This is a genomic window from Paenibacillus athensensis (genome assembly GCF_004514475.2).
Classification (GTDB): Bacteria; Bacillota; Bacilli; order Paenibacillales; family NBRC-103111; genus Paenibacillus_AL; species Paenibacillus_AL athensensis.
The window spans coordinates 104,817-117,105 of the sequence record NZ_MYFO02000004.1; the positions used below are offsets into that span (position 1 = coordinate 104,817).

Genomic DNA, 12,289 nt, shown 5'->3' on the forward strand with positions numbered 1-12,289 from the left:
CTCGGCGGGAAATCGGAAAATTTCGCGGAAGCGGATTTTCCGATTTTTTTATGTTCATATTTTAGAAAAAGCAAAGAGCCGGAAGCTCACTGGAGAGCGTTCCGGCTTGTTTGCGGAGTACGGCTGGAGATCAAGCCGACAAGGAGCGTTGCCCTTGCTCGGCTTGCGCCGGGGATGCAGCGCTTTGCAGGCGCTGGTCGGCTTGTTTTTGCAGCTTATCCTTATCCTTGACGATCACGGCGCCCGGAATCGCATCGGGCAGGATGTCTTCCATATAACGCAGCGGACGGTAGCGCAGACCGGCGAAGCCCCAGATCAGCAGAATGATGCCGATGGACGAGATCAGGAAGCCGATGCCGCTGCCCGCACCGGAGCCAAATAGCGGCTGCAGCAGGCGGGCCAGAGGGGAGCTGCCGCTCATGAACGGCGCGAACCAACGGTCGGCGAGCGGTCCGGCGACGACAAAGCTGAGCGGGCGCATAATAAATGCCAGCATCATATTGGTAGCGAACACGCGACCTTGGAGCTCCAGTCCGACCTTCGTCTGGATGATGGACTGCCAATGCGTTTCCAGCACCGCGAGCGCGAAGCCAAAGCCGGTCATGCCGATGAAGGCAAGAACCGGAGATTGCAGCAGACCGACGACGGCTACGGAGAGGCCGACCAGCACGACGGAGCCAACCATGCCGGTCGCCCGCCGGGTGAAGCCGCCCCAAATGCTGATCAGCACAGAGCCGACCAGCGCGCCGACGCCCCAGCCCGAATAGATGATGCCAAGCACATCGGCGGAAGAAAACTTCATCACAAATGGTGTAACGAGCACATTAAACAAGGTCATAAAAAAGTTCGTGATCATGAAAAAGAACACCATTGCGATCAGGCTTTTGCGCTTCATGATATAGTGCCAGCCGCCGAGCATTTCCTTGAGAATCGGTTCTTCGGCGCGCCGGAACATCCGGTTCGGGAATCGGATCACAAGCATGGCGGCCAGACAAAAGCTGAACGAAACGATGTCGAGCATCAAGAGGCCGCTCAAGCCAATCGTGACGACCAATACGCCGCCGAGCACGGGAGCCATAATCCCGCTGATGGAGCCGGTGATGCCGTTAAAGCTGTTGGCCTGCACGAGATATCGCTTGGGCACCAGCTGGGTGACTGCCGCTTGCGAGGCGGGGCCCATAAACGTTCCGGCCATCGAAGCAAATACGGCCGTAGCGCACAGATGCCAGAGCTGCAAGCTGTCGGTCCAATACAAGGTGCCGATGAACACCGTTGTAACCAGCGCCAGCGCTTCGGTGATGATCATAATTTTGCGTCGGTCGTATCTGTCGGCAATCACGCCGGCTACAGGCAGGAGCAGCAGCCCCGGCACCATTGCAAACACGGAGATGATGGCAAAATCGCCGACGGAGCCGGTCGCTTGATATACCCACAGTCCAAGCGCAAAGCCAAGCAGGTTGGAGCCGAGCATCGACACGAGCCGCCCGATGGAAATGACGAAAAACGCGGCCATACTCGGTTTGATGCGCTGTACGACCGGCTGGGCAGGCGAGCCCTGCGCGCTGTACACAGCGGCATAGGTGCCGGCGACAGCTGTGCCGGAAGCTGGCGCGCCAGTTGCGTCCGCAGCAGGGACAGGGACCGTGGCCGTGTAAGGCAAGGCGACTGTGGTCGTGCCGGAAAGCGGCGCAGTGGCCGCGCTTGAAGCCTTGCCGGAGCTGCCGGCTGCCGGTGCGTCCGGATTGTGAACCGCCGACAGAGCTGACGGCTGCGTGATGGCGAGCGCGGGCGCTTCGCGGCCGGCACGGGCTCTTTTCCAAATCGTATTTTGCTCGACGAGATGGTCGGCCAGCTCCTCCGGCTGATGCTTTTGAAAATAATGACCTGCCTCGGGAATGACGCGCAGATGCACGGTGTCGGTAAAATCGGCCCAATCGAGATATTGCTCCTCGTAAAATTCGGTCATCCGGTCCGCGCCCCCAACGATGCAGGCGATTGGCGCTTTCAGCTTGGGGCAGTTGGGCATCGCGTACAGCGCCGTGTAATAATCCTCAGCTTCGCGAGCGTCATGGCGCAGGCTGCGCAGCATGAAGTTTTGCTCGGCTTCGGAAATGCCGTTATCGAGCCCGCCGAAGGCCAGCAGGGTGTCGCGGAATATTTTGTTTGAAATCATTTTGTCGCGCGGAAAGAGGCGATGCCACCATTCGAACAGCTTGCCTGGCAAGCGCGCTGCCGGGAACGTGCCGGCCATGACCACGCCGCGCAGCTCGATGCCCTCCTGCTCCAGCGCAAAAGCCAGCCGCAGCGCAGCGGCGCCGCCGAGACAGTGGCCGTATAAAATGACCGGACCTTTGACGAGAAATTTGATTTGATCGATCAAAAGCTCGATGGCGTCCGCCAGCGGCTCCAGCGGCTCGTCCGGCCGGCTGAAATCGTGCCCGGGCAAATCGACGGCATACAGGGAAAAGCGCGTCGGGAGCGCCTGGGCGAGCGCTTGATACGAAATGGCGCTGCCGCCGCCGTAAGGCAAGCAGATCAGATTGGCTTCCTTGAGCGCCGCCGGGAGCGGACGGGTCAATTCATGCAGCAGCCATTCGCCGTCGTTTTCGCGTTTGGCGGACAACCAGTCGGACAGCTCGCGGATGGTCGGATGCTTGAACAAATCCATAACGCTGAGACCGTTGCCGAGCTTGCGCACGAGCTTGATCGCTTTGAGCGATTCGCCGCCGATATCGAAAAAATGATGATCAATGCCGATCAGCGCAGCGTCAATGCCGAGCACGTCGGCCCACAAAGCAGCCATCTCCCGTTCGGCCTCACAACGCGGAGCTGCGTAGACATTTTCCGTCTCGACCGCAGCAGGATCGGGAGCGGGCAGAGCGGCGCGGTCGAGCTTGCCGTTGGCGTTCAGCGGCAGCTTGTCCAGCGCGACGAGAGCTGACGGGACCATGTAGTCGGGCAGCTTGCCCTTCAGAAATTTACGCAGCTCCGCAGGGGCGTAAGCGGCCTTGTCGAGCGGTACGACGTAAGCGGCCAGACGCTTGTCGCCCGGCGTATCCTCGCGAGCGATGACGACAGCATCGCGCACGGAGCCATGACGCAGCAACACCTGCTCGATTTCGCCGGTTTCGATGCGATAGCCGCGGATTTTGACCTGAAAATCGGCGCGCCCGACGAATTCGAAGCTGCCGTCGGCAAGCAGCCGTACCAGATCGCCCGTGCGATACAAGCGACTGCTTGGCTCGCTGCTGAACGGGTCGGCGATAAAACGCTCCGCAGTTTGCTCCGGCTGCCGGTAATAGCCGCGCGTTACGGTTGGGCCGCCGATATGCAGCTCACCGATGGCGCCGATCGGCACCGGAAGGCCGTAAGGGTTCAGCGCATAGGTGCGCACGCCGGCGAGCGGGCGTCCAAGCGGCAGCGTCGCTGTTTGCGGCCGGGCGTTGTGCAGAGGTACGTCGTAGGTCAGCACGGAGACGGTCGTTTCGGTCGGCCCGTAATGATTGTGAATGGTGCAGCCCGGCTGCAGCTTGCGAATCGCTTCGACCGTTTCCCAGTGCGACGCTTCACCGGCAAAGATCAGCCGCTGCCGGGGCAATATATCGCGCGGTTCGGCGACCCCGAGCAGCGCTTCGAAATGGCTGGGCACCAGCTTGATGCAATCGATCGGATGGCGGCGAAAATAAGCGGCTACGGCGTCGGGATCGGCGGCTTGCTCATACGTAATGACGTGCAGCGTCCCGCCGGTGCAGAATGCGCCCCAGAGCATCGTCGAGCCAAGATCGGCAGCGAATGTGCTGACCATTGCATATTGCCAGCCGGGCTGTAATGCAAGCCGGGGCAGGATGCCGGCGATGTAATGGGCCAGTTGGCGATGCTCGACCGCAATGCCCTTGGGCTTGCCGGTCGAGCCCGACGTATAGAGCACATAGGCGAGCTGCTCCGGCGCGACCGGATAGTCCGGATTACCGGGCTGCTGTCGTTCGACGGCTTCGGCGGCGCTGCCGACGTCGAGCACGACAGTGCGGACGCCGGGCAGGTCGAGCATCTCTTCGGCCAGCGCCGCTTCGGTGAGCAGCAGGGTGACGCCGGCTTCGCTCAGCACGCTTTTGATGCGGTCGCCGGGATTTTTCGGATCAAGCGGCACATAGGCGCCGCCGGATTTCATCACGCCTAGCAAAGCCGCGACCAGCTCCAGCGAGCGGTCGAGGTACAAGCCGACGACGGTTTCCGCCTGCACGCCAAGCTCGTCGCGCAAGTAGCGGGCGATCCGGTTCGCCTTGGCGTTCAGCTCGCGATACGTCAGCGCCTGCTTGCCACAGCGGGCGGCTGGCTGCTCCGGCGTCAGCTCGGCCTGGCGCTCGAAGCGCCGGAAGGGCGGTTCGGGGACTGGAGCGGCTTCCGGCGAGCCGGGCGCAGGCGCTTGGGCAAGGGCCGGAGCGTGCGTTAGGGCAAGGGCCGAAGCGGGAGCCGAGCCTGGAGCCGGAGCGGACGCTGAGTCGGGAGCCGAAACAGACGCTTGAACAAGAGCCGGGCCGGAGGCCAGAGCAGTCGCTGGAGCCGAAGCGCTAATCGAGTTGAGAGCCGAAGCAGTGGTCGGGTCGAGAGTCGAAGCGGACACACGTGCGGGAGCTGAGCCTGGAGCCGGAGCAGGCGCTTGAGCAAGAGCCGACGCCGACGCTTGTTCAAGAGCTGAGCCTGGAGTCTGAGCGGACGCATGAGCAAGAGGCGAGTCGGTAGCCGGAGCCGGATCGGCTGCAGGCTCGTCTTCGGCATTCGGCTCAGCGCCTGTTGCGAGGACAGACGTTTTTGCCGCTGTGGTCACATCAGCCGAAGCTTGCGCGGCATCACTCTTGAGCCTATTTGTGGCATAATGCTCCGGAGGGCTTTGGCCGCCGTTCCACTCGATGACGATTTTGCGATACTCCTCGTCCGGCAAACGGCAAATATCGTGCAAGGGCGCATCCGGGTTGCTGACGGCCCGTTCGAGAATCGCCATGAAATGGCGGTGCCAGCGGCAGACGGTACTTTCCCAAAAAAGCGCCGGGTTATAGCTCAGCGTACCGGGAAACGCCCCTTCGCCGCCGTCCCACAGCGTCAACGTCAGATCGAAGCCGCCGCGCAGCCGCGAGCCCTCCAGAGCCGTCAGCTCAAGGCCCGGCGTCACCGTTGCCGTCTGGGCGGCCTGCTCCAGCAAAAACATCGTTTCCACGAGCGCTGTGCGCGTCGGATTGCGGTCGGGCCGGATCGCTTCCACCAGCTTATTGAAGGGGACGTCCTGATGGTCGTTGGCTTCCAGCACCGTTTCCTGCACCTGCGCGATCAGGCGGCGGAAGCTGGCTTGCGGATCAAGCACAGTGCGCAGCGGCACGGAATTGGCGAAAAAGCCCAGCACATGCTCGGTCTCCATTCGCGTGCGGTTGGTCACCGGCGAGCAGACGAGCAGATCGTTTTGCCCGGTGCAGACATGCAGCAGCGCTGTATAGGCAGCCAGCAGCGTTGTATACAAGGTACTGCCGGTTTCTTTGGCAAGTAATCGAACCTGCTTCATCAATCCGGCGGGCAGCTGAAATTCCAGCGCTTCGAACACCGGCTGCTCGTTCATATGCCGCCGTTCGCCGTCCGTGGGCAGCTCCAGCAGCGGCAGCGGTTTGGCCAGCTTGCGCTTCCAATACGTCAGCTGCCGTTCATATTCCGGTCCGCGCTCCCAAGCCCGCTGCCATGAGGCGTAATCGGCGTATTGTACAGTCAGTCCGGGCAGCTGCGCCTGCTCGCCGGCTGCGGCGCTGCGATAAAGTGCCAGCAGCTCGCGCATGAACACGGCGGACGACCAGCCGTCATACAAAATGTGATGCGTCGTCCACAGCAGGACGTGCTCGTCCTCGCCGAGCCGGTACAGCGCAGCCCGGACCAAGGGTCCTTCGTGAAAATCAAACAGTGTCTCGGACGCTTCTTTCAGCGTTTGCTGCAAAAGCGCTTCATCGCGGAACGCCGTTGCCGGCTCCGGCACGATCAGCGGAACGCTCAGGCGCAGCGCAGGCCGGATCAGCTGCACAGGCTCTTCGCCTTCATAGCGGATCACAGCGCGCAGCCCTTCGTGCCGCTCGACGATGGCATTAATGGCAAAGCGCAGGGCGTCGTGTTGCAGCGGTCCCGCAAATCGGTAAGCGACAGCAAAATTATAGCGGGGAGTTCCCGGGGAAACATTTTCGTAAAACCAGATCCGCTCCTGCGCCGAGCTGAGCGGAAATGCTTGCGCCTGCGGTACGCCCGCAGCGTCGACAAGCCTTGGCAGGACGGGGATTTCGCCCGCTGGTGCGGTGCCCTCCTGCTTTTTTGTCCGGCTGAGCCGTTCGGCGAGCAGCGCTTTTTTCTCCGGCGAAAGCCGGTCCAGCTTATCCAGCAGTTGCTGCGTCATGAACCGACCACCTCTTCCTGAGCGCGCCGTGCTTGCAGCAGCTGCTGGACGAGCATGGTGCGCCGCCGGGCGTCGAGTGATGGCGCAGTGCTGCCCGTGCGGCCGGTCTGGCCGTCGGGCTGCTGCTGCCGGCAGGCCGCGTCGTAATCATCGGCTATGGCTTGCGATGAAATCGCGTACGCAGCTTGGCCGACGGCGGCTTCTACAGCCGTGCAGGCAACGTCCATCGCCTCGGCTTGCCGCAGCGCCGCCTGCATATGCAAGCAGCGCGCCTTTACCTGCGGCGTGCCGATGCGCTCCAGCGCCTCGGCGATGTGCTGCGGCTTCCAAAGCGCCGGCGGCAAATAGTCGCCGAGCCCGAGCCGCTTGATGCGCTGGGCGTTGTCGGGCCGGTCGGTGTCGGCGGCCAGCGCGAGCTGCGGCAGTCCTGCCGCCATCGATGCGCTGACTGTGCCGATGCCGCCGTGATGGATGATGCCGCCCAGCAGCGGATAGACACCGGCGAGCGGCAGCACGCGGTGGTATTGGATGGTGCCGGGCAGCTCGCGCGGCACCAGCTCTTCATGGCGGGTGACGAGAATCGCCCGCCGGTCAAGCAAGCGGCACGCTTCGACGCAAACCTCGTAGAACCGAGGTTTGAGCAGCTTGCCCGTGCCTCCCGTAATCAGCAGCGGGGGAGCGTCGCTGCTGATGAACTCGAGCAGGCGCTCCGGCAGCGGCGCCAGCTCGGCTTCGTCGGCTGCGGGGAAGCCGACGGCCTCAACCGCGAGCGGCCAGCCAGGCTCGCGGGGCGCGAACAGCTCGGGCCAAAAGCCGATGTGCTTGCCGGCCGCTTGCGCCCAAGAGAGCCAGTCCCGTACCGGGGACAGGCCGTGCAGGGCGCGAAAGCGGTTGACAATCGACATCGAAAAATCATGCCCGAGCTCGGACCACGTCGCCAGCTGGACGACGTAGCTGGGCGCAAGGAAAACGGAGACGAACGGAAGCCGCCGTTTTTCTGCAACCATCATGGCGACGAAGGCGGAGCGTTCGCGGCCGATCAGCACGGTGTCGGGCTGTGCGCACAGGCTGTCCAGCACATCGTATTCGTGCTGCAGCTTTTCCGGTGCGTAGTAGCGACGCTCGTATTCTGCGTACAGCTCGGGCTTGCGCAGCGGATCCTCCAACAGCTGCAAATCCTTCATGATGCCCGTATAAGCCTCGGGCGGGTCAAGCTCCCGAAAGCCGATGCCGGCTTTTTCCGCCAGCGGGCCGAAGGCTCCGTGCGTAACGAGCGTCGCTTGATGCCCGCGCTTGCGCAGCGCAGCGCCGAGCCGCAGCAGCGGCAGCACATCGCCGTTGGTCATATGCGCGCTTAAAACAAAATTAGCCAATGTAAATTCCCTCCTCTATCTCTATCCGAAAAATATAGGGTGACGCTGGGAAAGATGCCCAAGCACGTCCCACGCCGCCGCACCGCTCAGTCGAAAGGCCCAAGCGCGTCCCACGCCGCCGCACCGCTCAGCCGCCAGCGTCCCAAGCGCGTCCCACGCAGCCGCACCGCTCAGCCGCCAGCGTCCCAAGCACGTCCCCCGCCGCCGCACCGCTCAGTCGCCAGCGACCAAGCACGTCGCTCGCCGCCGTACCGCCCAGCCGCCAGCGACCAAGCACGTCGCTCGCCGCCGTACCGCTCAGTCGCAAGCGTCCAAGCACGTCGCTCGCCGCCGCACCGCTCAGCCGCAAGCGGTCCATAACATGGCCCGCTTATCCGCGCTTGTTGCCGGCGAGCAACGCTTCCGCTTCCTCGTCGGACAGCTCGTCCAGCTCCAGCAGCAGTGCGGTCAGCTCGTCGTCTCCAGCCTGCAGCAGCAGCGCATCTTCGACGAGCCCGGCTAGTGCGGCAACCGTCTGCCCGCGCGTCAGCATGTCGCGAAAGCTGACGCGAATGCCGTACAGCTGCTGGAGCCGGGAGAGCACCTGCGTGGACAGCAGCGAATTGCCGCCCAGCTCGATAAAATCATCCTCGGCGCCGACGCGGTCGAAGCCCAGAATGTCGGCCCAGACGACGGCGATTTCCCGTTCAATTTCCGAAGCGGGGGCTGTATAGGGCAGCTCGATGCTCATGCGCGTCAGGCTCGGATTCGGCAGGCTCCGGCGATCGATTTTTCCATTGGGGGTCAGCGGCCAGCTTTCCATTTCCACAAAAGCCGACGGCACCATGTATTCCGGCAGCCTATTCTGTAAGTAAAGGCGCAGCTCGCCGGCTCCCGGGGCGGGACTTGCGCCCGCAACGGGCAAAATATAGGCAGCGAGACGGGTTGCGCCGGACGCTTCCTCACGGACAAGCGCAACCGCTTGCCCGACGGAGGGATGGCTTTCAAGCGCCGCTTCGATTTCTCCGAGCTCGATGCGAAATCCGCGCACCTTGACCTGAAAATCATTGCGTCCTGCGTACACGACGCTGCCGTCCGGCGCATAATGCGCCAAATCGCCGGTGCGGTACATCCGCTCCCCGCTGCCGGCAGCGAAAGGATCGGCAGGAAAGCGCTCGGCGGTCAGCTCAGGCCGGTTCCAGTAGCCGCGCGCCAGTCCCGAGCCGGCAATGCACAGCTCGCCGATTGCGCCGGCTCCGCTCGCCAGAGCGCCGTCTTCGCCAACGATATAAATGCGCGTGTCCCCGATCGGGTATCCGATTGTCACCGTATCAGCGTGCGTAACCTCCTGCACAAGCGACCATACTGTCGTCTCGGTCGGGCCGTACATATTGAACAGCTTCGTATCGTCCAAATCCTGCAGCGTCTTCAGCAGGCGGGAAGGCAGCGGCTCGCCGCCGAGCAGCAAGGTCCTTACAGCCGCCAGCGATGCCAGGCCCGGGTCTTCGCCAACGAGCAGCTGCATGCGCGAAGGCGTCATTTGCACCAGATCGATCCGGCTCCGCTGCAGCAAATGGCTCAGCGCCGTCATGTCCGTTTGCTCCATGCGGCTGGCCAGCACGACCGTCTTGCCGCAAGCAAGCGGCAGCCACGTTTCCAGTACAAAAATATCAAAGGATATGGTCGTTACGCACAGAAATTTTTGCGCGTCTGCTACAGGCAGCGCCGCTTGCATCGCTTCGATAAAATGAACGACGCTGGCGTGCTCCAGCATGACGCCCTTAGGTTTGCCGGTTGAGCCGGAGGTGTAAATGACATAAGATAAGCTTCCGCTTGCAGCAACGGGCTGCAGGTTGTGCGGGGGAAATTCCGCCAGCTCGTCGCCCCGCGCCGTGAGCATCAGCAGCTGAGCCCCGGCGGGCTCCAGCAAGCCGCGGAAGCGTTCCTCCGTCAGCACCAGCTGCGTTGCGGAGTCCTCGATCATGAACGCGATGCGCTCAGCCGGATAGTCCGGGTCGATCGGCACATAAGCGCCGCCAGCCTTCAGAATACCCAGCAGCGCGATCAGCAGCGTTTCCGTACGCTCCAGACAAACGCCAACCAGCGTGTCCGGCCCGATGCCGAGCGTGCGCAGCTGATGCGCGAGGCGGTTCGCCTGCGCGTTTAATTCCGCATACGACCAACTGCGATCCGCGTAAATCAACGCCGTTTGCTGCGGATTTGCCGCAGCTTGAGCCTCGAACAGCTCGTGAATACAGGAATGTTGCATCCTCTCATCCTCCATTTTTAGGAAATCGTTTTCCACTCTGCAAGTATAAAATAAAAAATGTTTCCGGCATGGGGGGATTTTTTCTACCCCTGCGCTGTGCGAGCCGTTTCGCACGCCAACAGAAAAAAGCCCGACAAGCGCGGGCGTAAGGTAGTTCTATTTGGGGATACGTTGCAACAGAACAGATCTTTTTAACGAAGGGAGTGGGTATAGGTGAGGTCGTGTAAAATGTAGGCGAGAAAAAATATCACGCACGGATTCTCGTAACTGTGCTGCACCTTGGTCAGCTGCTGATAGAACGTTTCGACGTAGCGGGGGTTGTTGCGCATTTCCATATTCGCCTTGATCAGTGCGTCAAGCTTGTCGGCGATATCGACGAGACGGCCCTCGTCGTCGTCGGATTTGCATTCGACCATGAGGTCGGTCAAATCGGCGTGAAGCGCCTCCGGCAGCTTGTCAATCATCGATTGCGCCGTGCTTTTTTCATAGGCTTCAAACGCTTTTTTGATGCTCGGATTCGTATTCTTGAAGTTCGTCACGACATCGCCGCACAGTGCCTCCGGCAAATCGTGGAGCAGCGCCTTGCCCGTCAGCCGGTACAGGTCGAGATCGGCATGGCCGAATTTCAGCTTTTCCAGCAGTCCGTTGAACAAAGCAAGCGAAGCGACGCGGAAGGAGTGCGTGGCGTCGTTGTCGGGGACGAGGTTATAGCTGCCGTTCCAGCGCTTTACCGTATCGAGATTGATCATGTGCAGCAAAAACTCATACAAGCCCTGGCGCTTGTCGAATTCGCCGAGCAGCCAGCGGATCGAGTCCAAGGGCGTTTCCTGCACGGCGGCGTGCAGCTCGGCGAATTTGCCGGCAAAATAGGAGCCGGGCTGCTGCTGGGCTTCGCGGTAGCAGAACAGCAGCGCGTCGAACGTGTCGATGGCGTCGGCGAGCCGTCCAACGCGCGTGTCGTCGCGGGCGTGCACGATATAATCAGCGGCTGCGGGTTGCAGCGAGCGCGAAAGGTACGTGACGATTTCTTTGCTGACCTCATGCTCGACGGTGCGGATATGCGCGGACAGCAGGTGCTCTTTTTTGGTCACATGCTTGATCGAGCCGGTGCCCGTATTGTTCAGATCGCCCCACAGGGCGCGGCCGAGCAGCTGCTGCCGGTCTATCGGCTGGCCGAAAATGCGCTCCTCTGCGATGCCGACCAGCAAAGCGAGCACACCGCAGCGAAAGCTGTGGCTGGAGGCGGTATCCTCGAAGCGGGGCGCAAACTCGCTCCAGCGCGGGATGAATTGCATCTGGATGATGGCGCCGATAAATTTGCCGTTTTTCATCGCGCGCTCCTTTCTGCATCAACCCCGCCGGGCAAAAGCTCGATCCGGCGCTGAATGGAACGGTGCAGCTCCTCCGGCGAAATGTTCGGGCTGCCCGCGTTGATGCGCGGAATATGCAGCGGATCGGCGCGCCGCGTCGCCATCTCCGGCGTAATCGTAAACGCGTAGCGGAAGCCCGCGTTCTGGACTAATTGCGCGGCCAGCGGCGATGCGATGCCGTACGGGTAGGCGTAGGCGTCAAGCGGCTGCGTGGTTAAAGCGGCCAGCTTCTGCCGGCATGCCGTTGCATCGCCCGCGACGCGTTGCTTGTATGCATCGTCGGTTTCGCCTGCGGAAAGCCGCCCGACCAGCGCAGCCTTGCCGCTCGGCAGCTTGTAATGCAAGGCGTCGGTATGGCAGCCGACGTCGATGCCGACTCCGGCTTGCGTCATTTCGCGAATTTCGTCGCCCGACAGCGATGGAATGTAAGAGCCGAGCGGATTCGCCAGATTCATCGTGATCACGAAGTTGACGGCCGGGACGCCCAATTCGCGCAAAATCGGATACGCCGCCGTGTAAAAGCTCTGGTAGCCGTCGTCAAAGGTGACGAGCACGGCGTTGTCAGGCACGGGAGCGCCTTGCATAAAGCTCTCGAACTCGGCGAGCGTCAGGAAGCGGTAGCCGTTGTCTTTGAGCATGCGCAGCTGGCTGCGAAACAAAGCGCTTGTAATCGTGCTGGAGCTTTCGTCTTTGTCGTGAATATGGTGGTACATGAGCACGGCGACTTGGTCGCGATAAGAGGTCGTATTCGCCGGGCGGGCCTGCAGCGGCGACAGCAGCAGCGTAAGCGTGATGATGCCGAGCAGAAGCGTGATGCCGATTCCTTTGTACATGCGTCAGTCGGTCTCCTTGAATTCTCGCGCGGACATCTTACGGTTGC

Annotated in this window: 6 protein-coding genes; all 6 read right to left on the reverse strand. The window is 61.9% G+C overall.

The window, feature by feature from the left end; all coding sequences use genetic code 11:
* Window positions 1-130: 130 nt before the first annotated feature.
* On the reverse strand, window positions 131-6,418 hold the full coding sequence (locus B5M42_RS08650; protein ID WP_134749164.1) for a non-ribosomal peptide synthetase/MFS transporter: 6,288 nt from the start codon (window positions 6,416-6,418) through the stop codon (window positions 131-133).
* Entirely contained in the window at window positions 6,415-7,791 is a 1,377-nt protein-coding gene (locus B5M42_RS08655; protein ID WP_134749166.1) for a glycosyltransferase, read from the reverse strand. Before B5M42_RS08655 ends, B5M42_RS08650 begins: the two co-directional genes overlap by 4 nt.
* A 127-nt stretch (window positions 7,792-7,918) precedes the next feature.
* Complete coding sequence (locus B5M42_RS08660) at window positions 7,919-8,149, reverse strand: hypothetical protein (RefSeq protein WP_134749168.1); 231 nt, start codon at window positions 8,147-8,149, stop codon at window positions 7,919-7,921.
* Window positions 8,150-8,161: 12 nt separating this feature from the next.
* Window positions 8,162-10,039 carry a non-ribosomal peptide synthetase gene (locus B5M42_RS08665; protein ID WP_167689569.1) on the reverse strand — a complete coding sequence of 626 codons (1,878 nt, stop codon included), beginning with the start codon at window positions 10,037-10,039 and terminating at the stop codon, window positions 8,162-8,164.
* 191 nt (window positions 10,040-10,230) lie between these two features.
* Complete coding sequence (locus B5M42_RS08670) at window positions 10,231-11,370, reverse strand: YfbR-like 5'-deoxynucleotidase (protein WP_134749172.1); 1,140 nt, start codon at window positions 11,368-11,370, stop codon at window positions 10,231-10,233.
* Window positions 11,367-12,242, reverse strand: a complete 876-nt coding sequence (locus B5M42_RS08675) for a polysaccharide deacetylase family protein (RefSeq protein ID WP_134749174.1) — start codon at window positions 12,240-12,242, stop codon at window positions 11,367-11,369. The genes B5M42_RS08670 and B5M42_RS08675 overlap by 4 nt, the downstream gene beginning before the upstream one ends.
* Window positions 12,243-12,289 lie beyond the last annotated feature (47 nt).

Coding starts and splice junctions, on each gene's coding strand:
- B5M42_RS08675 (WP_134749174.1), bottom strand. CDS start 12,242: ATGTACAAAGGAATCGGCATCACGCTTCTGCTCGGCATCATCACGCTT.
- B5M42_RS08670 (WP_134749172.1), bottom strand. CDS start 11,370: ATGAAAAACGGCAAATTTATCGGCGCCATCATCCAGATGCAATTCATC.
- B5M42_RS08650 (WP_134749164.1), bottom strand. CDS start 6,418: ATGACGCAGCAACTGCTGGATAAGCTGGACCGGCTTTCGCCGGAGAAA.
- B5M42_RS08660 (WP_134749168.1), bottom strand. CDS start 8,149: ATGGACCGCTTGCGGCTGAGCGGTGCGGCGGCGAGCGACGTGCTTGGA.
- B5M42_RS08665 (WP_167689569.1), bottom strand. CDS start 10,039: ATGCAACATTCCTGTATTCACGAGCTGTTCGAGGCTCAAGCTGCGGCA.